This is a genomic window from Streptomyces sp. NPDC026377, from assembly GCF_055567715.1.
Genome location: NZ_JBVHPV010000001.1, coordinates 828213 through 854222 on the forward strand (window position 1 = coordinate 828213; position 26010 = coordinate 854222).

Consider the following 26010-nt stretch of genomic DNA (forward strand, 5'->3'; position numbering starts at 1 on the left):
CGCGCGCGTGGGCGACGTGCGCGTACAGCCAGTCTCTGGTGGCGCGGGCATTGACAGCCCGCCTTACCTGACGGACAGTCAGAAACCCCGACTCGTACGTGTACGTCCGGACCCCCGGAGGCCGCCGCCGTGCACCTCGCCCCGACCGAACGCCAGCAAAGTCTGCGTGCCGAACTCCGTGCGTACTTCCGCGCCGTCATGGCGGAAGATGCGGGCAGTGCGGGAGGGGCGCGGAGCGACGGTCCGCAGGACGGCGAACCCGCAGCGCAACGCGCCCTGCTCCGCCGTATCGGTGCCGACGGGATGCTGGGGCTCGGCTGGCCCGTCGAGTACGGCGGCCAGGGGCGCGGTCCCGACGAGCAGTTCGTCTTCTTCGACGAGGCGTACCGCGCGGGCGTCCCTCTCTCGATGGTCACGCTCAACACGGTCGGGCCGACGCTGATGCGTTACGGGACCGAGGAGCAGAAAGCGTTCTTCCTGCCCCGGATCCTCGCCGGCGAGCTCGTCTTCGCCATCGGCTACAGCGAACCGGGAGCCGGAACGGACCTCGCCTCACTGCGGACCCGGGCCGTACGGGACGGGGACGACTGGCTGATCGACGGCCAGAAGATCTTCACCTCGAACGCCCAGAACGCCGACTGGATCTGGCTCGCCTGCCGTACGGACCCGGCGGCGCCCAGGCACCGGGGCATTTCGATCATCCTGGTCCCGACCGACGCGCCCGGTTTCTCCTGGACCCCGATCCACACCGTGGGCGGTCTGACGACGACCGCCACGTACTACGACGGGATGCGCGTTCCGGCCGCGAACCTGGTCGGGGAGGAGAACGGCGGATGGGGCCTGATCACCAGCCAGCTCAACCACGAGCGGGTCGCGCTCGCCGCGATCGGCATGCAGGCCGAGGCGTTCTTCGAGGCGGCGCTGGCCCGGGCCCGTACCCCCGATCCGGTGACCGGGCGGCGCAGGGTTGACGCGCCGTGGGTGCGTTCCAGGATCGCCGAGACGCATGCGCGGCTCGCGGCGAATCGCCTGCTCAACTGGCGTTTGGTGGGGGCTGTGGGGGCCGGTTCACCGGCCCCCGGGGACGCCGCGGGGGTGAAGTTCGCGGGAACGGAATCGGCGGTCGAGACGTATCGAATGTGCCAGGAGATCTCGGGGGAGACGGCGCTGGTGCGGGGAGGGTCACCGGGCGCCGTGGGGGACGGGGAGCTGGAGCGGATGAACCGCGCGGCACAGATCAATACGTTCGGGGGCGGGGTGAGCGAGGTGCAGCGGGAGATCGTCGCGACGATGCGGCTCGGGATGAAGAGGGGGCGGAGGTAGATGGGCGAGGACGTGTCCGCGCGCTCGCGGGGGCGCATCGCGGACGGGGACGAGCGGACCGCGCCCCCGGGCCCGGGCGGGGACGAGCGGACCGCGCCCCCGGGCCTGGACGGGCTGTACGGACGGCTGAAGGCGTACGAGGGGCGGTCGGCGGCGCGCGAGGGCGTCGGCAAGGACCTGGTCAACGAGCCGATGATCAGGCACTGGTGCGAGGCGATGGGCGACACCAACCCGGCCTACCGGGGGCCGGACGCGATCGCCCCGCCCACCATGCTCCAGGCCTGGACGATGGGTGGCCTCTCGGGGCACACGGACCGCTCGGGCGCCCACGAGGAGCTGTTCGCGCTGCTCGACGGCGCCGGTTTCACCTCGGTGGTGGCGACCGACTGCGAGCAGGAGTACGTAAGGGAGCTGCGCCCGGGCGACCGGATCACCTATGACGCGGTGATCGAGGCGGTCTCGGAGCAGAAGACCACGAAGCTGGGAACGGGCCACTTCGTCACCACGCGGATGGACGTCCGGGCGAACGGCGAGCTCGCGGGCACGCACCGCTTCCGGATCCTCAAGTACGCCCCGGCGCGGCGCGCCTCCCAGGGGCGGCGCCCCAGACCCGTCGTCAACCGGGACAACGCCGGATTCTGGGACGGCGTCGCCGCCCGCAAGCTGCTGATCCAGCGCTGCACCGGCTGCGGCGAGCTGCGCTTCCCCTGGCTGCCGGGGTGCAACGGCTGCGGGGCGGCGGAGTGGGACACGGTGGAGGCGAGCGGCACCGGGAGGGTGTTCTCGTACGTCGTGATGCACCACCCCCGCTTCCCCGGGTTCGCCGAGCCCGGCACCGGCGGGGCCGACGGGACGGGCCCGTACGCGGTCGGGCTGATCGAGCTGACCGAGGGTGTACGGATGATCAGCAACGTGGTGGGGGTGCCGTACGACAAGGTGCGCATCGGGATGCCCGTGCGGCTGGAGTTCCCGCAGGTGGACGAGGAGCTGCGACTGCCGGTGTTCCGAGGGGGTGAGGGCGGGTGATGGACTTCACCCCCACCGAGGAGGAGGCGGCGGTCCGAGAGCTGGCCGGGGAGATCTTCGCGGACCTCTCCACCCACGAACGCCTCACCGCCGCCGGGACCGGGACGGACACCGGGCTGTGGAAGGCCCTGTGCGGCGCCGGGCTGCCCGCGGCCGTGGAGGAGACGGGGCTGCTCGGGCTGGTCCTCGCCCTGGAGGAGCAGGGCCGGACCACCGCCCAGGTGCCGTTCGCGGCGAGCTGCGTCTACGGGGTCCTGGCGCTGGCCGCCCACGCCCGCGCGGACCAGCGCGACCGGCTGCTCCCGTCCTTGAGGGACGGCACGGCGGTCGCGGCCGGCGCCTTCCCCGCGCGCGCCGCGGTGCGGGCCTCGACCGACGGCGGCCCGACGGGGGAGCTGACCGGAGTGGTGCCGGTGGTCCCCTGGCTGCGGGACGCCACGCACGTCCTGGTGGCGGACGGGGACCGGGCGCTGTGGTGGATACGGACGGGAGCACCCGGGGCGGCGACGGAACCGGTCGAGACGACGGCGCCGTGGTCGGCCGGCCGGCTCACGCTCTCGGGAGCGCGGGGTGAGCGGGTCGGCGGGCCGGGCCCCGGCGCCTACGAGGACGTGCTGGCGACCGCCCGTACCGCCTTCGCCGGACTGCAGACAGGGGTGTGCGCGGGGTCGCTGGCCCGCGCGGTGGAGCACACCGGCACCCGGGAGCAGTTCGGACGGCCGCTCGCCACCAACCAGGCGGTCCAGCTGAGGGCGGCCGACGCGTACATGGACACCGAGGCGATACGGGTGACCTCGTACGAGGCGGCCTGGCGGCGCGACCGGGCGCTGCCGTACCGCACGCACGCGCTGACGGCCGCCTGGTGGGCGTCGGAGGCGGGCAGGAGGGTCGTCCACGCGGGCCAGCATCTGCACGGCGGCATCGGCGCGGACCTGGAGCACCCGGTGCACCGGCACTTCCTCTGGGGACGCCAGATCGACGCGTATCTGGGGTGCGGCGCCGAACTGCTGGAGGAGCTGGGCGGGCTGATCGTCGAGGAAGAGGAGGGTGCGGCATGAGGGCGGGAGACGAGCTGCCACCGCTGGAGATCCCGGTCACCCGGACACTGATCGTCGCCGGGGCCGTGGCCTCCCGCGACTACCAGGACGTGCACCACGACGCGGTGCTCGCCCGGGAGAAGGGGGCCCCGGACATCTTCATGAACATCCTGACCACCAACGGCCTGGTCGGGCGGTACATCACCGACCACTTCGGCCCCGAGGCGCGGTTGCGCGCGGTGCGGATACGGCTGGGGGCGCCCAACCATCCCGGCGACACCATGACGTTGACGGGCACCGTCACCGCCGTCGAGGACGGCACGGCGGAGGTGCGGGTGGTGGGGGCGAACGGGCTGGGCCACCACGTCACCGGGACCGTCACGGTCACCCTCCCCCGGGCCGGGGCGGGCGGCGCGGGAGAGGCGGCGGTATGAGCGTACGGCGGGCCGATTCGCTCGGGGGGAAGGCGGCGATCGTCGGGATAGGGGCCACCGAGTTCTCCAAGGACTCCGGGCGCAGTGAGCTGAAGCTCGCCGTGGAGGCGGTGCGGGCCGCCCTCGACGACGCTGGCCTCACCCCTGGCGACGTCGACGGCATGGTCACCTTCACCATGGACACCAGCCCGGAGATCACCGTGGCGCAGGCGGCCGGCATCGGCGAGCTGTCGTTCTTCTCGCGGATCCACTACGGCGGCGGAGCCGCGTGCGCGACCGTCCAGCAGGCCGCGCTGGCGGTGGCGGCGGGGGTGGCGGACGTGGTCGTCTGCTACCGGGCGTTCAACGAGCGCTCGGGGCGGCGGTTCGGGTCGGGGGTGCGGCAACGGGAGCCGTCCGCCGAGGGTGCGGCGCTCGGCTGGTCGCTGCCGTTCGGGCTGCTCACCCCGGCCTCCTGGGTCGCCATGGCCGCCCAGCGCTATCTGTACGCCTACGGCCTGACACCGGAGGCGTTCGGGCAGGTGGCCGTCGTCGACCGGCGCCACGCGGCGACCAACCCGGCGGCGTACTTCTACGGAAGGCCGATCACGCTCACCGACCACGCCGCCTCGCGGTGGATCGTGGAGCCGCTGCGGCTGCTGGACTGCTGTCAGGAGACGGACGGCGGCCAGGCGCTCGTCGTCACCACGGCCGAGCGTGCCCGGGACCTGCGCCGCCCGCCCGCCGTGATCACCGCGGCCGCGCAGGGGGCGGGCCGCCGACAGGAGGGGATGACGAGTTTCTACCGGGACGACCTGACCGGGCTGCCCGAGATGGGAGTGGTGGCGCGCCAGCTGTGGCGGACGTCCGGGCTGACTCCGGCGGAGATCGACGTGGCGATCCTGTACGACCACTTCACCCCGTTCGTCCTGATGCAACTGGAGGAGTTCGGGTTCTGCGGGCCGGGGGAGGCGGCGGACTTCGTGGCGGCGGACACCCTGCCGCTGAACACGCACGGAGGACAGCTGGGCGAGGCATACCTGCACGGAATGAACGGGATAGCGGAGGGCGTCCGGCAGGTCAGGGGGATGGCGGTCAATCAGATACCGGACGCCGGACGCGTGCTGGTGACGGCGGGAACAGGTGTACCCACCTCCGGTCTTGTCCTGAGCGCGGACGGCTGAACCTCCGTACCCGGAAGGATGATCTCCTCCCCGGACGGCCGCGACACGGGGCCGAGCGGTGGCCGGGGTGAGCTGACGGCCTTTCACTCACCCTATGCGCAGCCTTACATCGATCCGGCCCTGGTACCTGGGCATCGTCACGCCACCGCTCGCCGTGGCCACCACGCTCGCCGCTCTGCTCACGCTGAGCCCGTCCGCGTCGGCCGCGCCGACACCCGACGTCCCGGTTGTCACCGCCCCTGCGGCGGCGGCCCCGGACACCGACGCGGCCGACATCGCCGAGGCCGCCTTCGCTCCGGCGGACTCGGTGGACAGCCCGGCGGTGCTGGCGCGTGCCGTGCACTACAAGGGGGCGGCGTTCGACACCTGCCAGGCGCCGCCGCTGGCGACGATGAAGGCCTGGCGGTCCTCGTCGCCGTACGCGGGGGTCGGCGTCTACTTCGCGGGGCGCGGACGCGGCTGCCCCGACCAGCACCACCTCAACCGGAACTGGCTGACGGACGTGGACCGGATGGGCTGGCGGGTGCTTCCGATCTTCGTCGGCTCGCAGTCGCCGTGCGTACGGTCGCAGGCGAAGCGGAAGGTGCGGATGAGCGCCGACTCGGCCCCCCAGGGCCGGGCGGAGGGGAGGCAGGCGGCGGAGGCGGCCGAGAAGCTGGGCATCCGGCAGGGCAGTGCGCTCTACCTGGACATGGAGGCGTACGACGCGAACAACGCGGCGTGCGCCCGGACGACACTGGCGTTCGTGCGGGCCTGGAACCGCGAGGTGCGCGGCCGGGGCTTCCTGCCCGGGTTCTACAGCAGCGCGGCCTCCGGTGTGCGGCACATGGAGCAGGCCCGACGCGCCGGGCAGTCCGACCTGCCGTCGGTGATGTGGTTCGCGCGATGGGGTTCGGGGCCCTCCCTGTACGGGGAGCCGACCCTGCACGCGGACGCGTGGCGCCCGCACCGGCGCATCCACCAGTACGCCGGGAACGTGACCGAGACGCACGGCGGGCGCCGCCTCGTGGTGGACCGGAACACGGTGGATGCCCCGGTCGCCCGGTTCCGACCCTGAGGAGCCCCGGGTCCTCCTCCACCTTCAGGAGGTCCAGCCACCCCTACCCGTACAACCTGAGAGGGACCCCGCTTCGCGACCTGGGGCCGATCCGTGGCGGAGCGGGCGCTCCTAGCGTGGAGGTATGACCACGCCTGTCTGCAACAGCGCCTCCCGGGCGGCGGCGCCGTACCCGTCGTTCGCCTCGTACATGAGGGCCCGAGGCCCCGTGCTGCTGCGTACCGCACGCTCGCTGACCGCGAACCCGAGCGACGCCGAGGACCTGTTGCAGACGGCCCTCACCAAGACGTACGTCGCCTGGGACCGGATCGAGGACCACCGCGCCCTCGACGGCTATGTGCGCCGTGCGCTCCTGAACACCCGGACCTCGCAGTGGCGCAAGCGCAAGGTGGACGAGTTCGCCTGCGACGAGCTGCCCGAGCCGGAGACGGTGCCGGAGCCCGACCCGGCCGACCAGCAGGTCCTGCACGACGCGATGTGGCGCGCCGTGATGAAGCTGCCGGACCGGCAGCGGGCGATGGTCGTGCTGCGGTACTACGAAGACCTCAGCGAGGCGCAGACCGCCGAGGTCCTCGGGGTCTCGGTCGGCACGGTGAAGAGCGCCGTCTCGCGGGCGCTGGGCAAGCTCCGCGAGGACCCGGAGCTCGCCCCCGTCCGCTGACCGGGACCCCGGCGGCCGATAGCGGGCGCAGGGGGCCGCAGAACCCACGTGACCTTGGTCTCGTGGGTGATTCCTTACCGCCGGGTAGTGACATACCGCGCGGTACGTGAGCAGAATCGGCACACCCTTATCGCCACGTGGCGCACCGTAGCGCCCCCGGGAGGCCGCCGTGCTGAGCACCATGCAGGACGTACCGCTGCTGATCTCGCGGATCCTGACCCACGGGTCGACGATCCACGGCAAGTCGCAGGTCACGACCTGGACCGGCGAGGCGGAGCCACGGCGCCGCAGCTTCGCCGAGATCGGCGGCCGGGCCGCGCAGCTGGCACACGGCCTGCGCGAGCTCGGCGTCGAGGACGGCCAGGCGACCGCCACCTTGATGTGGAACAACGCCGAGCACGTCGAGGCGTACTTCGCGATCCCCTCCATGGGCGCGGTCCTGCACACGCTGAACCTGCGGCTCCCGGCCGAACAGCTGATCTGGATCGTCAACCACGCGGCCGACCGCGTCATCATCGTCAACGGTTCGCTGCTGCCGCTGCTCGCCCCGCTGCTGCCGCATCTGCCGACCGTCGAGCACATCGTGGTCTCCGGGCCCGGCGACCGTTCGCTGCTCGACGACATCGACGGCGCGGGGCCGCAGGTGCACGAGTACGAGGAGCTGCTCGCGGGCCGCCCGACGACGTACGCGTGGCCGCAGCTGGACGAGCGCACCGCCGCCGCCATGTGCTACACCTCCGGCACCACCGGCGACCCCAAGGGCGTCGTCTACTCGCACCGGTCGGTCTATCTGCACTCGATGCAGGTCAACATGGCCGAGTCGATGGGGCTCACCGACAAGGACACGACTCTCATCGTGGTGCCGCAGTTCCATGTGAACGCCTGGGGGCTGCCGCACGCGACCTTCATGACCGGCATCAACATGCTGATGCCGGACCGCTTCCTCCAGCCCTCCCCGCTCGCCGAGATGATCGAGCGCGAGAAGCCCACGCACGCCGCCGCCGTACCGACCATCTGGCAGGGCCTGCTCGCCGAGGTCACCGCGCGCCCCAAGGACCTCTCCTCGATGGTGAAGGTGACCATCGGGGGCGCCGCCTGTCCGCCCTCGCTGATGGAGGCGTACGACAAGCTGGGCGTCCGGCTCTGCCACGCGTGGGGCATGACCGAGACGTCGCCGCTGGGCACCATGGCCAACCCGCCGGCCGGGCTCTCGGCCGAGGAGGAGTGGCCCTACCGGGTCACCCAGGGCCGCTTCCCGGCGGGCGTCGAGGCGCGGCTGACCGGCCCCGGCGGGGAGCTGCTGCCCTGGGACAACGCGTCGGCCGGTGAACTGGAGGTCCGGGGCAACTGGATCGCGGGTGCGTACTACGGCGGCGCGGGCGGCGAGGTCTTCCGCCCCGCCGACAAGTTCAGCGAGGACGGCTGGCTGAAGACGGGCGACGTCGGCGTGATCAGCCCGGAGGGCTATCTGACGCTCACCGACCGCGCCAAGGACGTCATCAAGTCGGGCGGGGAGTGGATCTCCTCGGTCGACCTGGAGAACGCCCTGATGGCGCACCCCGAGGTCGCCGAGGCGGCGGTCGTCGCCGTCCCCGACGAGAAGTGGGGCGAGCGCCCGCTGGCCACGGTCGTCCTGAAGCCGGGGGCGAGCGCCGACTACGCGGCCCTCAAGGACTTCCTCGCCCGGTCGGTCGCCAAGTGGCAGCTGCCGGAGCGGTGGACGATCGTCGAGTCGGTACCGAAGACGAGCGTGGGGAAGTTCGACAAGAAGGTGATCCGCAAGCAGTACGCGGACGGGGAGCTGGACATCACCGAGCTGCGCTGAGGCGTGGACCGGTGAGCTGGGCCCGGGCATGTTTCACGTGAAACATGCCCCGCGCACGGCCTCGGGGATTCCCGGCGAGCCGCGAGGAGGCGCAGCGAGGTGGGGGCCGGTGGACGTTTCACGTGAAACATCCGCCGGCCCCCACCTCCGTTTGTACCGGCGCTAGTTGGTGCCGATCTTCGCCAGCAGGTCGACGATCCGGCCCTGTACCTCGGCGCTCGTCGAGCGCTCGGCCAGGAAGAGCACCGTCTCCCCCGCCGACAGCTTCGGCAGCTCGGGCTGGTTGAGCCCCGCCGAGGTGTAGACGACGAGCGGAGTGTGGTTCAACTGCCCGTTCGCCCGCAGCCAGTCGACGATCCCGGCGCGGCGGCGGCGTACCTGCATCAGGTCCATCACGACCAGGTTCGGGCGCATCTGGCCCGCCAGCGTCACGGCCTCGGTGTCGGTGGCGGCGCGCGCGACCTGCATACCGCGCCGCTCCAAAGTGGCCGTCAGGGCGAGCGCGATCTCCTCGTGCTCCTCGATGAGCAGGACCCGGGGCGGATGCTGCTCGCTGTCGCGGGGGGCGAGGGCCTTGAGGAGGACGGCCGGATCGGCGCCGTACGCGGCCTCGCGCGTCGCCTGTCCCAGACCGGCCGTCACCAGCACCGGCACCTCGGCGGCCACCGCCGCCTGCCTCAGCGACTGGAGCGCGGTACGGGTGATGGGCCCGGTCAGCGGGTCGACGAAGAGCGCGGCGGGGAACGCCGCGATCTGCGCGTCGACCTCCTCGCGGGAGTGCACCACCACGGGCCGGTAGCCGCGGTCGCTCAGCGCCTGCTGGGTGGAGACGTCCGGCGCGGGCCAGACGAGCAGCCGGCGCGGATTGTCGAGCGGCTCGGGCGGCAGTTCGTCGTCGACGGGCTGCGGGTGCGGCCGGTTGGCGACCTCCACGGCTCCCCCGGGCCCGTCCAGCGGCTCGGGCCCTTCGGCGCCCTCGTCCGGCGCCCCTATGGCGTACGCCCGTCCCTGCCCCTCCGAGGGCGGCGAGAGCAGTGACGTGGGGGACGGGCCGGGGCGCTCGGCCTCAACGGTCCCGGCGGGCCGTTCCCCCTCGGGAGGCGTACCGAGCTTGCGGCGCCGCCCCGAGCCGGAGGGCCCGGAGGTCTGCTGGGCGAAGGGCACGCCCTGGCCGAGGGTGCGCACGCTGAACGCGCGGCCCTGGGAGGCGTCGTCGGGCAGGGGCGCCGTTTCGGCGGGCAGCGGCTGGTGGGCGGGCCGCGGTGCGGCGCCGCCCGTCGTCTCCGGTCCGTTCGCCGGGACGGCCCCGCCGACCGCCCACGCGGGCGGCTGCTCGACGGGGTGCGGCTGCGGCGGAGTGTGCTCGTCCACGTCGTCGTTGTGTACGGCGCCGTGGTGCGGGCGACCGGCGGGACGGCCCTGCGCGGGCCCGTCCGCCAACGGCCGGTGGGCGGGGGCGGTGGGACCGGCGCTCTGGCCGGGCCCGTTCGCCAGCGGGCGGTGGGCCGGTGCCGACGGGGCCGGGAGGGGCTGGTGCGGGTCGGGGACTCCGGGGCGGTTCGGGTCCACGGGGATGCCGGTGCCCTGGCCGGGCGCCGTTCCGGGGAGCCCGAGCGGCCTGCCGGGACCGCCCGCACGGGAGCGGTCGGCGTCGGCCGGGCCGGCGGGCCGTGCGGCGTCCGGGCCATGCGGAGCGAAGCCCTCGGGCGGGACCGGGCGGTCGGCGTCGGCGGGCGGGAGGGCGAACGCCGTGCGTACGGCCCCCTCGTCGGTCTCCGGGGCGGCCGCGAGAGCCCTGCGGGCACGACGGCCGCCGGGGCCCGCGTCGGCGGCGCGCGCGTCACCTGGGTGCGCGTCCGCGTCGGCGGCCGCCTCGCCGGGCAGGGCGCGACGGGCGCGGCGGCCCGAGGCAGTGCCCGGGTCGGTCGCCATGCCCTGCGGCGGAACGGTCTCGCTCAGCGCGGCCGGTCGCCCGGCGCCGGGCTGGCGGGCGCTCTCCGCGGCGGTGACGACCGAGCCCTCGGAGGGCGCGGCGCCCCCCTCGGCGGGGCTGGGGCGCCCACGCCGCCGCCCCGTCCCGGAGGCGCCGCCCGCCTCACCGGAGGACCCGGCCGGGTCGGTCGAAGTCCCGTCGCCGGGGCCGCCGGTGGGGGCGGTGCCGGGGGTGTACGGGGACGCGGCCCCCGGGGCGGCCTCGGTGCCGGGCATGCCGACGGCCGGGCCGTTCGGAGTGCCGCCGGACGGGCCACCGGGGCCGAAGGGGTGGGCGCCGGGGGCGCCTTCCGGCGTACCACCGGAGGAGGCGGCGGGAACGGGGCCGTGGGGCGCGGCGCCGACCGGCCCGGCACCGGGCGCGCCCGGCACACCCGGAGCCCCGGGGACACCCGGGGCACCCGGAACACCCGGAGCGCCCGGCACGATCGGCCCCCCCGGCACGCCTGGAGCACCCGGAGCGACCGGTACGCCACCGGCTCCCGGGCCGCCGGACGGGCCCCCGCCCGGGGCCCCCCGTCCGGTACCGGAAACCGCGCCGGGGCCCTCACCGGAACCCGGGGCGCCGCCGCCCTCGCCCGCCTGCTGCGCGGGGATGCGTTCGAGCGCGGCCGGGGACGCGGCGGACGGGTCGGGCCGCTGGTCCTCCGGGGCACGTGCCCGGCGGCGGCCGGTCGGGGACTTCTCCTCCTCGACGGGGCTCGCCAGGAACGCGTCCGTGGAGGCCCGCCGGGCGCGGCGGCGGCCCGAGCCGCTCGGCTGGGCCGGCTCCGGCGCGGCGACGAGGGCGACCTCGGCCGTGGCGGGCTCCGGTACCGAGCCCGCGCCCTCCCCCAGCGGCACCTCCAGCACGTACGCGCTGCCGCTCATCCCCGGCACCTCGACCGTCTGGAGCACACCGTCGTGGGCGCGCACGATGCCCCGGACGATGGGCTCGTGGACGGGATCGCCACCGGCGTAGGGGCCGCGCACCTCGATGCGTACGACGTCACCTCGGACCGCCGCCGCGACGACGACCGTGGAGTCCATGTAGCCGCCGGGGGCGACCGGGGCGTTGCCCGTGGCGTCGACGCCCGCCACGTCCGCCACCAGGTGCGCCAGCGCCGTGGAGAGCCGTACGGGGTCGATCTCGGCCTCGATCGGCGGCGCGTGGACGGCGAACTGCGCCCGGCCGGGCCCGATCAGCTCGACGGCGCCCTCGACGCCCGCCGCGACCACATTCCCGACCAGCACCTTCGCCTTCTTCAGCTCCTCCGTACCGGAGTCGAGCCGCTGGAAGGCCAGGACGTTGTCGACAAGGGTGGTCATCCGGGCGTATCCGGCGGCCAGATGGTGCAGCACCTGGTTGGCCTCGGGCCACAGCTGGCCCGCGTCGTCGGCGGCCAGCGTGGACAGCTCGCGGCGCAGCTCGTCCAGCGGCCCGCGCAGCGAACCGCCGAGCACCGAGAGCAGTTGCTGATGGCGCGCGGAGAGGGCGTCGTAGCGGGAGGTCTCGCGCTCCAGGACCTCCGCGTGCTTCTTGGCCTGCTCCTCGTACGGGCGGCGGTCGGTGAACGTCATCACCGCGCCGACCAGCAGATCCCCGTCCCGTACGGGCGCGGTCGTCAGGTCGACGGGCACGGCGGCGCCGCTCTTCGCCCACAGCACCTGGTTGCGCACCCGGTGCTTGCGGCCGGACTTCAGGGTGTCGGCGAGCGGACTCCCCTCGTACGGGAACGGCTCGCCGTCGGCGCGCGAGTGCAGCACCAGCGGGTGCAGCTCCTGACCGCCGAGGTCGCTGGCGCGGTAGCCGAGGATCTGCGCGGCGGCCGGGTTGACCAGGACGACACGGCCCTCGGTGTCGGTGCCGACCACGCCCTCCGCCGCCGCGCGCAGGATCATCTCGGTCTGCCGCTGCGAACGGGCGAGCTCCGCCTCGGTGTCGACGGTGCCGGAGAGGTCGCGGACGACGATCATGAGGAGCTCGTCGCCGGAGTAGTGCGCGCCACCGCTTCCGTAGGAGGAGGAAGGTGAGGCGTACGCGTCGCGTCCGTCCTCCAGGTTGGCGCTGGTCACCTCGACGGGGAACTCACTGCCGTCGGTGCGCCGGGCCACCATCCGGGTCGGCTTCGTACGGCCCTGCTCGTCCTCGGAGTCGGGGCGGCGCATCGAACCCGGGATGAGCTTGGAGTCGAAGGAGGGCAGCAGGTCGAGCACCCCCCGCCCCACCAGCCCGGTCCCCGGGGACTCGAACATCTCCAGGGCGATGGTGTTGGCGTTGACGACCGTGCCGTTGCAATTGACGAGCACGAGCCCGTCCGGGAGGGCGTCAAGTATGGCTGCGAGGCGAGCAGCGCCTCGGGATGGCCTGCTGCTCACGACGACGCTTCCTCCCTGAACCACTGCACCTTGCGGCCTGTCACTGGGAGGGAGTCTAAAGGCAGGGGATGGCCGCGCGACGGCGGATGAGGGGGAGCTCTCACCAATCTTCTGTGACCACGGCGTATGCCGGGAGATCGCGTGGACGGTGGGGGGCGCGTCCGGCCCGGGTGCCGGGGCCGCGTGCTTCGGGCGCCCCGTCGGCGCGCTCACCGCGTCGCCGTCCGGGCCCTCACGGAACCTTCACCGGGTGCCCACCGCCGCCCTCACCGGGTACTCGCCGGGACGCTCACCGGGCACCCACCGGGACGGGTCTTCGCCGGGCACCCACCAGGACGGGTGTCCAGGCGGGTGCCCAGCGGGCACTCACCCGCCGGTTCGGCCAGTGGCCTCACCGGCCGCTCACCGGGGCCCGGGCAGAACCGGCACCAGGGTCTTCCACCGACTGATCTCGCACCCGTTGTGCAGGGTGTACTTGGCCTCCACCCGCCGTCCGGCCCAGGTGCCGGTGACCCAGGCGGTGGCGTTGCCACCGTCGATCATCGTGCAGCGCGCGTCCGGGGAGACGGGCGCGAACGGGTCCTTGCCCCACCGGGTGAGCTTCTCCAGCCGGTCGCACGCCTGAAGGATCTGCGGGTGGTTGCCCCCGGCCGGGTGGCACTCCAGCTCGTACGTGCCGTCGGTCTCCCCGTTGTGCGCGACCTCCACCGTGAGGTGGTCCGGGGCGGGCTCCTGGTCCTGGCCGCCGAGGAGGGGGAGCGAGGGCAGCGGCAGGGGGGCGGCGGCCAGGGCCGGGGACGCGGTGGCGAGCGCGGCCGTGGCGGCGGTGGCGAGCGCGGTGACGACGAGGCGACGCAGCATGCGGGCTCCACGGGGTGGGCGGGGGTCCGGCCCCACCGGGGCTGAACGGATTCGGCATGCCTAACGCGCCGGAGCCCCGGGCGTTGCGCCCGGCCCGTGAGCCGGCGACACGGCCGCCCCGCGAGACCCGGCGGAACCCGCGCCCCTTCCGCCCCCGATCCCGGGACCGACCGCAGGTCGGCCGCACCCCCGCGCCCCCACACCCCGGAAAACGTGGGTCCCCTAACGCTTTGCCCTGGCGCCCACCTGCCTAGTACCGTGGGGTCCGATTGGTGACGCGGAGCAAGGCTGTGTCATCATCTGCACGCACCACTCGCGTACGCGAGAGGGTGTGCTGGAGGCGTCGCCTAGTCCGGTCTATGGCGCCGCACTGCTAATGCGGTTTGGGTTTTAAAGCCCATCGAGGGTTCAAATCCCTCCGCCTCCGCCAGCCCAACCCGAAGCCCCGGCCCCACGGCCGGGGCTTCGGTCGTTTCCGGGCGGGGCCGCGAGGGTCCCCCGATGGGGCTGCCGCCGTTTCCGGTGGGGGAAGGCTCGCCTGCGCCGCCCCTCTGACCCCTGCCTTCTGCCGGTCCGCCGCCCGCCCCATGCGACCGCGACGCCCGACCTCCGCGCTCCAGCCCACTCGATCCGGTGACCCCGGTCACATTTCCCCTGTTACAGGCACATCGCGCCAGCCGGGCCTGCTCTGCCGCCCGTACCTCAGTAAGGGTGTTTCCGCAGGTCAGAGGGGGTGTGGTCAATGGATTTCGCGTGACGGCGCAGGTCATGTAATGTTGTTCCCGCAACGCCGACCGGGAAGAAAAAAACCGGGAAGCAACGCAACAAGCACTCGTAGCTTAACGGATAGAGCATCTGACTACGGATCAGAAGGTTGCAGGTTCGAATCCTGCCGAGTGCACAGCCGGAAGGCCCCCTGGAGAGATCCAGGGGGCCTTTCTCGTATGTCCGTCGGTCTGTCTGTCCACAGGCCAGGACCGTTGTCAGTGCCCCCGGCTACCGTCGATGACATGGCTGGGGTCTGGCGTAGTGGTGGGGTTCGGTGGGGGGACGGGGGGCCTGGGCTTGTGTGGGTGGGGGAGCAGGGGGGTCGGCGGGTTGGGCGGGTTGTGGTCGGGGGGGAGGTCGCGTTTCGGGTTGTCGGGGAGCGGCGCTGTGTCGGGGCGCGGGGGAATGCGTGCCCGGGAGGGGTGGTGGTCGCGCGGGGGAGTGCTCAGGCTCGGTGTGCCGAGTGTGCTCGGCTCGACCGGGTCGGGTCCGTCGCCGCCGATGGGGTGCCTGATGATCCTCAGGTCTACCGGGTCTATCTGGCGTGGTTCGGGGGCGGGCTCGTCAAGGTGGGGATCACCGCCGAGGAGCGGGAGGGCGCGCGGCTGCGGGAGCAGGGGGCCGTCTGCTTCTCCTGGCTGGGGCGCGGGCCCCTGATGGCGGCCCGGCGGTGCGAGGAGTTGCTGCGGGCCGCGCTGGGGGTGCCCGATCGTGTCTCGTACGAGCAGAAGCGGGTCGTACGGGCCTCGCTTCCCGGGGTCGGGGAGCGCGCGGAGGAGGTGCGGGCGCTGCATGGCCGGGCCGTCGCGCTCGGGGGGTGGCCCGAGTCGCTGGAAGCGCTGGCGTGCCGCGTTGTCGACCACGGGGCGCTGTTCGGGCTCGACTCCCTCGTGCCAGCCCACGGCGTCGTGCGTGAGCTGGCACCCGACGGGGTCGTCGGCGGGCGGGTGCTCGCCGCCGCCGGGCCCGATCTCCATCTGGAGGCGCCCGGAGGGCGCGTCGTCGTCCTCGACACCCGGCTCATGAGCGGGTGGGGGATCGTGGCCGCGCCGGGGAGCCGGGACACCACCGTGCCCGTGCGAGCCCTGCGCCCCCCTGACGTGCAGGACCAGCTCTTCTGACCTTCCGGGTCAAGACTTGGATCCCCCTGGGGTTCCTTTGAGTAAGGAGTATGGACATGTTCACCGATGACAGCGGAGGGTGGGGCGCATGAGTGATCACCTTGTGGCCGGTCTCGTCGCCGGCATCGAACCGCCCTACTACACCGTCGTGTTCACCTCCCTGCGCACCGAAGGCGACCGGGGGTACGGCGAGACCGCCGACCTCATGGAGAAGCTCGTCGCGGAGATACCGGGCTATCTGGGATACGAGTCCGCCCGCAGCCCGGGCGGCCTCGGCATCACCGTGGGGTACTTCCGCGACGAGGAGGCCATCGCCGCCTGGCGGTCGCGCCTGGAGCACCAGCGCGCGCAGCGGCGCGGGCGCTCCGAGTGGTACGAGAGCTACAGCGTCCATGTCGCCAAGGTCGAGCGGAGCTACAGCTTCCAGCGCGACAGCGCCGAGGTCCGACCCGAAGGTGACAGCCTTGCCGGTCGCTGAAGCCGAAGGCGTTCTCGTACGGGAGTTCTCCGCCCGGCTCGGCCTGCCCGGGCTCGTCGACGTGCACACCCACTTCATGCCCGACCGCGTCCTGAAGAAGGTGTGGGCCTACTTCGACTCGGCCGGGCCCCTCACCGGCGTGGAGTGGCCCATCGCGTACCGCGAGGAGGAGGCGCGGCGCATCGAGCTCCTCGGGGAGTTCGGGGTGCGCGCCTTCACCTCGATGCTCTATCCGCACAAGGCGGACATGGCCCGGTGGCTCAATGGCTGGGCCGTCGACTTCGCACGGCGCACACCCGGCTGTCTGCACACCGCCACCTTCTTCCCGGAGGAGGGGGCCGGTACGTACGTCGAGGAGGCGCTCGGTGACGGGGCGCGGGTCTTCAAGGCGCATGTCCAGGTGGGAGGTTACGACCCCAACGACCCCCTGCTCGACCCGGTGTGGGGCGTGCTCGCCGAGGCCGCCGTGCCCGTCGTCGTGCACTGCGGCTCCGGGCCCGCGCCCGGCAGGCACACCGGGCCCGAGCCCATCGCGCGGCTGCTCGCCCGGCACTCCCGGCTGCGGCTGGTCGTGGCGCACATGGGGATGCCGGAGTACGGGGAGTTCCTGGCGCTCGCCGACGCGTACGAGGGGGTCATGCTGGACACGACCATGGCGTTCACCGACTTCGGCGAGCGGTTCGCGCCCTTTCCGGCGGACGCGCTGCCCCGGCTGCGCGACCTGGGCGACCGGGTGCTGCTCGGGTCGGACTTCCCCAACATCCCGTACGGCTATCTCCACCAGCTCGAATCGCTCGAACGGCTCGGGCTCGGGGAGGAGTGGCTGCGGGGCGTCTGCCACGACAACGGCGCGCGCCTCTTCGGGCTCACAGGCATCGGACATCCCAGCCATCCCGTCCCCGGCTCCCGCGGTCCTGCCCCCGCTCCCGCCCCCTGAACGCCCCTCTTTCTCAGGGGATTCACAGGAACGCGCAAGGGCGTTCTCAGGGGACGCTCACAGGGTGGTGAGCATGACCATCACCTCCCCGCAGGGGCGTTCCGAATTGCTGAGGCCGGACGGGACCGCCGTCCGGGTGCTCGTCGTGGACGACGAGGCTCCGCTCAGCGAGCTGCTGTCCATGGCGCTGCGTTACGAGGGGTGGGAGGTGCGCAGCGCCGGGGACGGGGCCGGTGCGGTGCGGTCCGCCCGGGAGTTCCGGCCCGACGCGGTCATCCTCGACATCATGCTGCCCGACATGGACGGACTCGCCGTGCTCGGGCGGCTGCGGCGCGAACTCCCCGATGTGCCGGTGCTGTTCCTCACCGCCAAGGACGCCGTCGAGGACCGGATCGCCGGGCTGACGGCCGGCGGGGACGACTACGTCACCAAGCCGTTCTCGCTGGAGGAGGTGGTGGCCCGCCTGCGGGGGCTCATCCGCCGCTCCGGCAGCGCGGCCGTCAAGAGCGAGTCGCTGCTCGTCGTCGGGGACCTCACCCTCGACGAGGACAGCCACGACGTGACCCGGGGCGGCGTCAACATCCACCTCACCGCCACCGAGTTCGAGCTGCTGCGCTATCTGATGCGCAACCCCCGCCGCGTGCTCAGCAAGGCGCAGATCCTCGACCGGGTCTGGTCGTACGACTTCGGCGGCCAGGCCAACGTGGTGGAGCTGTACATCTCGTATCTGCGGCGGAAGATCGACGCGGGGCGGACGCCGATGATCCACACCCGGCGCGGGGCCGGGTACCTCATCAAGCCCGGTGAGTGAGCGCCACCGCCCCCGGCTCAGCGCCCGGATCCCCACGGCCGCCCACCGGGCCTCCCGGTCCACCCGCCGCCGCACCTCGCGGCCCTGGACCCTCCGTACCCGCCTCGTCGTCTCCGCCGTCGCGCTGATCGCGGTCGTCGCCGCCGTGATCGGTACGGTCACGGTCATCGGGATGCGCTCCAACCTCCAGCGCCAACTGGATGACGCGCTGCGGCCGGCCGTCGAGCGCACGCACCACGTCCTGCCCAGCGACGCGGGCACCGGCGCGGGCTTCGTCTCCGCGCCCGGCCAGCCCTTCGGCACGGTCGGGCTGCGTACCGGCCCCGACGGGCGGAGCGCCGCCGGGGCCATCAGCGTCCGGGGCGAGCCCGGTTCGGCGCGGCCGGACCCGAAGGCGCTCACGGCCGCGCAGATCGCCGCGCTGGCGGCGGTGCCCGGGGACGACCGCGTCCACACCGTCTCCGTGCCCGGCCTCGGCTCGTACCGGGCGCAGTGGGCGAGGGACGGGTCGGCCCTGCTCGGATTCCCGCTGAAGGACGTCGAGTCGACCGTCAACACGCTGATCCTGGTCGTCGTCTCGGTGACCGCCGCCGGTCTGGTCGCCGCCGGGATCGCGGGCGCCGCGATCGTCGGTGTGGCCCTGCGCCCGCTGCGCCGGGTCGCCGCGACCGCCACCCGGGTCTCCGAACTGCCGCTCCACAGCGGAGAGGTGGCCCTGCACGAGCGCGTCCCCGACGCCCAGGCCGACCCTCGCACCGAGGTCGGACAGGTCGGGGCGGCGCTCAACCGGATGCTGGGGCACGTCGGCTCGGCGCTGTCGGCGCGGCAGGAGAGCGAGACGCGTGTACGGCAGTTCGTCGCCGACGCAAGCCATGAGCTGCGCACTCCGCTCGCCTCCATCCGGGGGTACGCGGAGCTCACCCGGCGCGGTACGGAGGAGGTCGGGCCCGCGACCCGGCACGCTCTAGGGCGCGTCGAGGCGGAGGCGCGGCGGATGACCGGCCTGGTGGAAGATCTGCTGCTGCTCGCCCGGCTCGACGCCGGACGCCCGCTCTCGTACGAGAGCACTGATCTCTCGCTGCTGGTCGTGGACGCGGTGAGCGACGCCCGGGCGGCCGGGCAGGGGCACCACTGGCGCCTGGAGCTGCCGGACCCGCCCGCCGACCACACCCCGGCGCCGCACAGCCCCCTCCCCCTGTCCGGAGGCCCCGAATCGCCGCCCGGCGCCCCCGTCTCCGTCCTCGGCGACGCCCCCCGGCTCCACCAGGTGCTGGTCAACCTGCTCGGCAACGCCCGCACCCACACACCCGAGGGCACGACCGTCACCGCGCGCGTGGCGCGCCGGGGCGCCTGGGCCGTGCTGGACGTCGAGGACGACGGGCCCGGCATCCCGCCCGCCCTCCTCCCGCACGTCTTCGAGCGGTTCGCGCGCGGCGACGCCTCCCGCTCCCGCGCACACGGCTCCACCGGACTCGGACTCGCCATCGTGCAGGCGGTGGTGACCGCGCACGGCGGCACGGTCGCGGTGCGCTCGGCCCCCGGTCGCACAATCTTCACCGTATGTCTGCCGGCGCACGACGACCCGGAGCACCATCCGGGCCACAACCTGGCCCCCAACCCGGGCCACAACCTGACCCCCCACCCGGGCCCCCACCCCGCCCCGCGCACCCCGCGCCACTCACAGCCCCCCCACAGCCGCACCACACAGGTGTGACAGCCCTCCCCGCGAGGGTCGGTGGCATGCGAACCGACATCTCCGTGGGCACCTTGCCGGCCCGTGAGCATCTGCCCGTCGGCGCGGCCGGTGGGCCCGTCCTCGACGTGGTGGTCCCCGTCTACAACGAGGAGAGGGACCTGGAGCCGTGTGTGCGCCGGCTCGGCGACCACCTCGCCCGCACCTTCCCGTACGCGTTCCGGATCACCGTCGCCGACAACGCCTCCACCGACCGCACCCCCGAGGTCGCTGCGCGTCTGGCCCGGGAGATCGCGGGCGTACGCCATGTGCGGCTGGAGCAGAAGGGGCGCGGGCGGGCGCTGCGGGCCGTGTGGTCGGCCTCGGACGCGCCCGTGCTGGCGTACATGGACGTCGACCTCTCGACGGATCTGAACGCGCTGCTCCCGCTGGTGGCCCCCCTCATCTCGGGCCACTCCGACCTGGCGATCGGCTCCCGGCTCAGCCGGGCCTCGCGGGTGGTGCGCGGGCCGAAGCGGGAGTTCATCTCGCGCGCGTACAACCTCATCCTCAAGTCCTCGCTCGCGGCGCGCTTCTCGGACGCCCAGTGCGGGTTCAAGGCGATACGCCGCGAGGTGGCGGAGCGGCTGCTGCCGATGGTGGAGGACACCGGCTGGTTCTTCGACACCGAACTCCTCGTGCTGGCCGAACGGGCCGGGCTGCGGATCCACGAGGTGCCGGTGGACTGGGTCGACGACCCGGACTCCACTGTCCACCTGGTGAGGACGGCGGCGGACGACCTCAAGGGCGTGTGGCGGGTGGGGCGCGCCCTCGCCGTCGGCGCGCTCCCCCTGGACCGGCTCGCGCGCCCGTTCGGGGACGACCCGCGCGACCGCGCCCTCAGCGGCGTTCCGGGCGGCCTCGCCCGTCAGCTCGTCGGCTTCTGTGTGGTCGGCGCGCTCTCCACCCTCTTCTACCTCGGCCTCTACTCGCTCTTCCGGGCGGGCACCGGGCCCCAAGTGGCCAACGCGGCCGCCCTGTTGGTTGCCGCCGTCGCCAACACCGCCGCCAACCGGAGGCTCACCTTCGGCGTACGGGGACGGGAGCGGGCGATGCGCCACCAGGCGCAGGGGCTCGTCGTGTTCGCGATCGGGCTCGCCCTCACCAGCGGCTCGCTGGCGGCCCTGGGCGCGGCGGGCGGCGACCCCTCGCACTCAACCGAGCTGGCCGTCCTGGTGGCGGCGAACCTGGCGGCCACCGTGCTGCGCTTCCTGCTCTTCCGCGCCTGGGTCTTCCCGGACCGCGCCACTCCGCTCCCCCACCAGAAGGACGCCCCCCGATGACCACGACCTCGTATCCGGCCGACGCGCACGAGGGGGTCGCCGCGGCCCGGCCCGGGCCCGCCGCCGCCCGGCTGTGGCGCGGGCGCGCCACCGACCCGGCCTGGGTGCGCCCCGCCTTCCTCGGCCTCCTCCTGCTCACCCTCCTCGCCTACCTCTGGAACCTCAGCGCCTCCGGTTACGCCAACTCCTTCTACTCGGCGGCCGTCCAGGCGGGCGGCGAGAGCTGGAAGGCGATGTTCTTCGGCTCGCTGGACTCCGCGAACGCCATCACCGTCGACAAGCCCCCGGCCGCGCTGTGGCCGATGGCGCTGTCGGTGCGGCTCTTCGGCCTCGGCTCCTGGCAGATCCTGCTGCCCGAGGTCCTGATGGGTGTCGGCACGGTGGCGGTGCTGTACGCGGCGGTGCGGCGCCGGTTCAGCGCGGCGGCGGGTCTGATCGCGGGGGCGGTGCTCGCCCTCACCCCGGTCGCCGCGCTGATGTTCCGCTTCAACAACCCGGACGCGCTGCTCGCCCTGCTGATGACCGTCACCGTCCACTGCGTGCTGCGGGCGCTGGAGGACGGGCGAACGAAGTGGCTGGTGTGGGCGGGGGTGGCCGTGGGGTTCGCGTTCCTGACCAAGACGCTCCAGGCGTTCCTGATCCTGCCGCCGCTCGCCCTGCTGTACGCGGTGTGCGCGCCGGCGCCGCTGCGCGGGCGGCTCGGACAGCTCGCCCTGGCCGGACTGGCGGCCGTGGTGTCCGGCGGCTGGTGGGTGGCGGCCGTGGAGCTGTGGCCCGCGTCCTCGCGTCCGTACATCGGCGGCTCACAGCACAACTCCTTCCTGGAGCTGACCTTCGGCTACAACGGCCTCGGCCGGATCAACGGCGACGAGACCGGCAGTGTGGGCGGCGGGGGCGGCGGCCGGGGAGGCGGCGGCTGGGGCTCGACCGGTCTGGACCGGATGTTCGGCGCCGAGGTGGGCGGCCAGATCTCCTGGCTGCTGCCGGCCGCGCTGCTGCTGCTCGTCGCGGGCCTGGTGGTCACCTGGCGCGGCGGGCGCACGGACACCGCCCGGGCGGCGTTCCTGGCCTGGGGCGGGGCGCTGCTGACGACGGCCGGGATCTTCAGCTTCATGGCGGGGATCTTCCACCAGTACTACACGGTCGCCCTCGCCCCCTGCATCGCCGCGCTGGTCGGCATGGGGGTCACGGTGCTCTGGGAGGAGCGGAGCCGGATCGCCGCGGCCTCGGCGCTGGGCGCCACGGTGGCGCTCACGGCGTGGTGGGCGTACGTGCTGCTCGGCCGGACACCGGACTATCTGCCGTGGCTGCGCCGGGCGGTGCTGGTCGCGGGTCTGGCCGCCGCCGTCGGGCTCGTGCTTGCGGGACGGCTCGACCGCAGGCTGGCGCTGGGGGCGGCGGGGGTGGGGCTCGCGGCCTCGCTGGCCGGGCCCTTCGCGTACACGATGAGCACCCTGGACACCGGCCACACCGGCTCGATCGTCACGGCGGGCCCGCCCGGCGCGTCGAGGGGCGGCGGGCCCGGCGGCGGCCGGTTCGGGGTGGGGCCGGACGGCCGGGACGGGCGCCCGGGAGCGCGGGCCGCCGGTCGGGGGCAGGGCCCGTGGGGCGACGGAGCGCCTCCCACGGGCGGCACCCCGCAGGGCGCCCCCCAGGGCACCTCTCAGGGTGGCCCGAACGGCATGCCGTCCCAGCTCCCCGGCGGCGGCCAGGCCCCCGGTACGGCCGGTCGCGCCGAGCGCGGCGGACCCGGTGGGATGGGCGGACTGCTCGACGGCGCCCAGGTGGGCGCCCGGGCGAAGTCCCTGCTGAAGGCGGACGCGGACGACTACACCTGGGCCGCCGCCGCGATCGGCGCCCAGAACGCCGCCAGCTACCAGCTGGCCACCGGCAAACCCGTGATGGCCATCGGCGGTTTCAACGGCAGCGACCCGTCCCCGACGCTCGCGCAGTTCAAGACGTACGTGGCCGAGGGGAGGATCCACTACTTCATCGCGGGCGGCGGCATGGGCGGTCCCGGCGGCAGGGCCGGGAGCAGTGCCATCACCACCTGGGTGGAGGCGTCCTTCCAGAAGGTGACGGCAGGCTCCGCCACGTTCTACGACCTGACGGCACCCGTGCAGTAGGAGGGCGCGGCACGGAGAACGGCCGGTGGCCCGGGGTGTGAACCCCGGGCCACCGGCCGTCTCGCGCCCGGGGAGGGGTCCGGGGTTCCCCGGACCCACCGGCGTTCCCGTGTCCGGGGAGGGGCCCGGCGCCCCGGGCCCACCGGCCTCCCGCGTCCGGGGCAGCACCCCAGCGCCCCCGGCCTCCCGGGGGCCTCCCCGCGCCCGAGGCAGCAACCCGGCGCCCCCAACCCCGCAAAACCCCTTTACGCCGTACAACGCTCTCCCTTACGGTGTACGACAACGCCCCCATACGCTGTACAACACCTCCTAGGAGCCCCGCATGACGGCCCCGGTCGCCGAGACATCGGCCGCCCCCACCAGGCATCCGCAGCGCTGGCTGATCCTGGGTGTCATCTGTCTGGCGCAGCTCACCGTGCTGCTCGACAACACCGTCCTGAACGTCGCGATCCCCTCCCTCACCACCTCGGTCGGTGCCTCCACCGCCGACATCCAGTGGATGATCAACGCGTATTCGCTCGTCCAGTCCGGGCTGCTGCTCACCGCGGGCAGCGCCTCCGACCGGTACGGCCGCAAGAAGATGCTGGCGGCCGGGCTCGCGCTCTTCGGCATCGGCTCGCTGGCCGCCGGACTCTCCCAGAGCGCCGGGCAGTTGATCGCCGCCCGCGCGGGCATGGGTGTCGGCGGTGCGCTCCTGATGACCACCACCCTCGCCGTCGTCGTGCAGATCTTCGACGACGAGGAGCGGGTGAAGGCCATCGGGCTGTGGGCCACGGTCAACTCCCTCGGCTTCGCCGCCGGACCGCTGATCGGCGGCGTCATGCTCGACCACTTCTGGTGGGGTGCCATCTTCCTGATCAACATCCCCGTGGCGGCGATCGGCCTGGTGGCCGTGCTCGCGCTGGTCCCGGAGTCCAAGAACCCGCTGGGCGACCGGCCGGACCTGCTGGGCGCGCTGCTCTCCACGGTCGGGATGACCGGAGTGGTGTACGCGATCATCTCCGGCCCCGGCCACGGCTGGACCTCGGCGCACGTGCTCGTCCCGGCCGCGGTGGGCCTGGTCTTCCTGGCCGCGTTCGCCCGCTGGGAGCTGTCGATCCCGTACCCGATGCTGGACATGCACTTCTTCCGCAACCAGAAGTTCACCGGCGCGGTCGCGGGCTCCATCCTGGTCGCCTTCGGCATGGGCGGCTCGCTCTTCCTGCTCACCCAGCACCTCCAGTTCGTGCTCGGCTACGGGCCGTTGGAGGCGGGGCTGCGCACGGCGCCGCTGGCGCTGAGCGTGATCGCGCTGAACGTGGCGGGGGTGGGCGCGCGGCTGCTGCCCAGGCTGGGCACGCCCCGCACGATCGCGGTGGGCATGGCGGCGAACGCGGCGGGCCTCGCGGCGATAGCGCTGCTCGGCCGTGAGCACTACAGCGGGATGCTGCTGGGCCTGGTGGTGATGGGCGCGGGCATCGCCGTCTCGATGCCCGCCATGGCCAACACCCTGATGGGCGCGATCCCGCCGGAGAAGGCGGGCGTGGGCGCGGGCGTCAACGGCACCCTGGCGGAGTTCGGCAACGGGCTCGGCGTGGCCGTGCTCGGCGCGGTCCTCAACTCGCGCTTCGCCGCGCTGGTCCCGTCCGTGGTGGGCGCGGCCTCGCTCCCGGCGGCGCTGGCGGCGGCGGACGGCGACGCCGAGCGCGCCCGGATCTCGGACGCGTTCGCCTCGGGCCTCCAGACCAGCCAACTGGTCGGCGCGGCGGCCGTCCTGGCGGGCGGACTGCTCGCCGCGGCCCTCCTCGCCCGGGCGGAGCGCGGGGGCGGCGCCGGGGCCGAGGCTCCCGCACCGCAGGCCGCACCCGCGGCATAGCATCGGAGCGGCGGTCGGCGGAGGGCGGTATTCCGCTGACCGCCGTGGCTGAGCGCCGTGCCTGACGGCCGTGGCTGAGGGCCGTTGCTGACCGCTGTGGCTGTCCGCCGTGGCTGTTCGCTGTGGCCGATGCCGCACGAACGGCGTACGACAGGTGTTACGTACAGTCCGACGACCCGACGAGGAGGGCACGCCATGGTGTCGGCAGCCGAGCGCGCGAAGAACCCGACGCGTACCAGCGTGTGGCTGGAGGCCGGCCGGGCCGCGGGCCGGACCCGGCGGGCCGGACAGCCGGCCGCCGCGCTCGACCGGGACAGGATCATCACGGAGTCGGTCCGCCTCCTAGACAGCGAGGGCGCGGCGAAGTTCTCCATGCGCCGCCTGGCGGGCGAACTCGGAGTCACCGCGATGTCCCTGTACTGGTACGTGGACACCAAGGACGACCTGCTGGAACTCGCCATGGACGCGGTCGCCGCCGAGGTGCCGGTCCCGGACGTCACCCAGGAGGACGCCGACTGGCGCGAGCAGATCCGCGCCCTGGCCGTCGGCTACCGGGCGATGCTCGTCCGCCACCCCTGGGTGTCCCCCCTGATGGGCCGCTATCTGAACATCGGCCCGAACTTCCTGGCCTTCTCCGTCGCCGCCCAGACGGTCATGGCCCGCAGCGGACTGCCGCCGCACGGGGTGACCGGCGGCCTGTCGGCGGTGTTCCAGTTCGTGTACGGGTTCGGCACCATCGAGGGCCAGTTCGTCGCGCGGTGCGCGGAGGCCGGGGTCACCGAGGACGAGTACTTCGCGCAGGCGATGGGCACCGTACGCGAACGCCCCGAACTCCACGAGCAGTTCGCGATGGCGGAGGAGCTCATGGAGGCCCGGGGCGGGGACACGGTGGCGGAGATGCGCGAGCGGGACTTCGTCTTCGCGCTGGACCTGCTGATCGCGGGGATCGAGGCGAAGCGGGAGCGGTAGCGGGGAGAAGCGGGAGGGGCAGCCGGGCGATCACCGGCCGGCCGTCGCCCTCCCCGACGCGGCCGAGCCGCCGCCCTCCCCGAACCGGCCGAGCGGGAGGAGCGGCGAGGCCGGGCGTGAGGGGTGGCACGAAGGGGCCCACGCGATGCGCGTGGGCCCCTTCGCGGGGGAGTGGGGCGGTGGGCCGTCCCCT

19 protein-coding genes and 2 tRNA genes are annotated in these 26010 nt (G+C 73.7%); 19 read left to right on the plus strand and 2 right to left on the minus strand.

From position 1 onward, the window contains the following. The first annotated feature begins 129 nt into the window (after positions 1 to 129). The 8 genes from ACZ4MU_RS03625 (at position 130) to ACZ4MU_RS03660 (ending at position 8526) form a co-directional block, all read left to right on the plus strand. Entirely contained in the window at positions 130 to 1323 is a 1194-nt protein-coding gene (locus ACZ4MU_RS03625; RefSeq protein WP_467870374.1) for an acyl-CoA dehydrogenase family protein, read from the plus strand. Further along, positions 1324 to 2349, plus strand: a complete 1026-nt coding sequence (locus tag ACZ4MU_RS03630; protein ID WP_467870377.1) for a bifunctional MaoC family dehydratase N-terminal/OB-fold nucleic acid binding domain-containing protein — start codon at positions 1324 to 1326, stop codon at positions 2347 to 2349. After that, positions 2349 to 3407 (plus strand): acyl-CoA dehydrogenase family protein, encoded by a 1059-nt coding sequence (locus ACZ4MU_RS03635; RefSeq protein ID WP_467870379.1) that lies wholly within the window; start codon positions 2349 to 2351, stop codon positions 3405 to 3407. Before ACZ4MU_RS03630 ends, ACZ4MU_RS03635 begins: the two co-directional genes overlap by 1 nt. After that, complete coding sequence (locus ACZ4MU_RS03640) at positions 3404 to 3820, plus strand: MaoC family dehydratase (protein ID WP_467870381.1); 417 nt, start codon at positions 3404 to 3406, stop codon at positions 3818 to 3820. Before ACZ4MU_RS03635 ends, ACZ4MU_RS03640 begins: the two co-directional genes overlap by 4 nt. Continuing rightward, entirely contained in the window at positions 3817 to 4983 is a 1167-nt protein-coding gene (locus ACZ4MU_RS03645; protein ID WP_467870383.1) for a lipid-transfer protein, read from the plus strand. Before ACZ4MU_RS03640 ends, ACZ4MU_RS03645 begins: the two co-directional genes overlap by 4 nt. Before the next feature lie 94 nt (positions 4984 to 5077). Next, positions 5078 to 6040, plus strand: a complete 963-nt coding sequence (locus ACZ4MU_RS03650; RefSeq protein WP_467870385.1) for a DUF1906 domain-containing protein — start codon at positions 5078 to 5080, stop codon at positions 6038 to 6040. Between the two features lie 124 nt (positions 6041 to 6164). Then, positions 6165 to 6701: a SigE family RNA polymerase sigma factor gene (locus ACZ4MU_RS03655; RefSeq protein ID WP_467870388.1), complete on the plus strand. Its 537-nt coding sequence runs from the start codon at positions 6165 to 6167 to the stop codon at positions 6699 to 6701. A gap of 169 nt (positions 6702 to 6870) precedes the next feature. Continuing rightward, on the plus strand, positions 6871 to 8526 hold the full coding sequence (locus tag ACZ4MU_RS03660; protein ID WP_467870390.1) for a long-chain fatty acid--CoA ligase: 1656 nt from the start codon (positions 6871 to 6873) through the stop codon (positions 8524 to 8526). Positions 8527 to 8688: 162 nt separating this feature from the next. On the opposite strand, the gene ACZ4MU_RS03665 is transcribed toward ACZ4MU_RS03660, so the two are convergent. Together ACZ4MU_RS03665 and ACZ4MU_RS03670 are read right to left on the minus strand one after the other, a co-directional pair. Then, positions 8689 to 12876 carry a PAS domain S-box protein gene (locus ACZ4MU_RS03665; protein WP_467870392.1) on the minus strand — a complete coding sequence of 1396 codons (4188 nt, stop codon included), beginning with the start codon at positions 12874 to 12876 and terminating at the stop codon, positions 8689 to 8691. Between the two features lie 402 nt (positions 12877 to 13278). Next, complete coding sequence (locus ACZ4MU_RS03670) at positions 13279 to 13737, minus strand: SSI family serine proteinase inhibitor (protein ID WP_467870393.1); 459 nt, start codon at positions 13735 to 13737, stop codon at positions 13279 to 13281. Positions 13738 to 14073: 336 nt separating this feature from the next. Here ACZ4MU_RS03670 and ACZ4MU_RS03675 point away from each other — a divergent pair. The 11 genes from ACZ4MU_RS03675 to ACZ4MU_RS03725 all read left to right on the plus strand — a co-directional run bounded on the left by ACZ4MU_RS03675 (position 14074) and on the right by ACZ4MU_RS03725 (position 25817). Further along, positions 14074 to 14167 (plus strand) — tRNA-Ser (locus ACZ4MU_RS03675). A gap of 398 nt (positions 14168 to 14565) precedes the next feature. Then, positions 14566 to 14638, plus strand: a tRNA-Arg gene (locus tag ACZ4MU_RS03680). 109 nt (positions 14639 to 14747) lie between these two features. After that, positions 14748 to 15626, plus strand: coding sequence for a DUF2797 domain-containing protein (locus ACZ4MU_RS03685; RefSeq protein ID WP_467870395.1), 879 nt, complete (start codon positions 14748 to 14750; stop codon positions 15624 to 15626). An 88-nt stretch (positions 15627 to 15714) separates the two neighbouring features. Further along, a complete protein-coding gene (locus ACZ4MU_RS03690) occupies positions 15715 to 16104 on the plus strand; it encodes an antibiotic biosynthesis monooxygenase family protein (RefSeq protein WP_467870398.1) in 390 nt (129 codons plus the stop codon). Then, positions 16019 to 17041 (plus strand): amidohydrolase family protein, encoded by a 1023-nt coding sequence (locus ACZ4MU_RS03695; protein WP_467870400.1) that lies wholly within the window; start codon positions 16019 to 16021, stop codon positions 17039 to 17041. Before ACZ4MU_RS03690 ends, ACZ4MU_RS03695 begins: the two co-directional genes overlap by 86 nt. 73 nt (positions 17042 to 17114) lie before the next feature. Further along, a complete protein-coding gene (locus tag ACZ4MU_RS03700) occupies positions 17115 to 17852 on the plus strand; it encodes a response regulator transcription factor (protein ID WP_467870403.1) in 738 nt (245 codons plus the stop codon). A 28-nt stretch (positions 17853 to 17880) separates the two neighbouring features. Further along, positions 17881 to 19566 (plus strand): sensor histidine kinase, encoded by a 1686-nt coding sequence (locus ACZ4MU_RS03705; protein ID WP_467870648.1) that lies wholly within the window; start codon positions 17881 to 17883, stop codon positions 19564 to 19566. Between the two features lie 26 nt (positions 19567 to 19592). Next, positions 19593 to 20867, plus strand: coding sequence for a bifunctional glycosyltransferase family 2/GtrA family protein (locus ACZ4MU_RS03710; RefSeq protein WP_467870405.1), 1275 nt, complete (start codon positions 19593 to 19595; stop codon positions 20865 to 20867). Then, positions 20864 to 22993 (plus strand): ArnT family glycosyltransferase, encoded by a 2130-nt coding sequence (locus ACZ4MU_RS03715; protein ID WP_467870407.1) that lies wholly within the window; start codon positions 20864 to 20866, stop codon positions 22991 to 22993. The genes ACZ4MU_RS03710 and ACZ4MU_RS03715 overlap by 4 nt, the downstream gene beginning before the upstream one ends. Before the next feature lie 322 nt (positions 22994 to 23315). Beyond that, complete coding sequence (locus ACZ4MU_RS03720; protein WP_467870409.1) at positions 23316 to 24848, plus strand: MFS transporter; 1533 nt, start codon at positions 23316 to 23318, stop codon at positions 24846 to 24848. 195 nt (positions 24849 to 25043) lie between these two features. Next, complete coding sequence (locus ACZ4MU_RS03725) at positions 25044 to 25817, plus strand: TetR/AcrR family transcriptional regulator (protein ID WP_467870411.1); 774 nt, start codon at positions 25044 to 25046, stop codon at positions 25815 to 25817. Positions 25818 to 26010 lie beyond the last annotated feature (193 nt).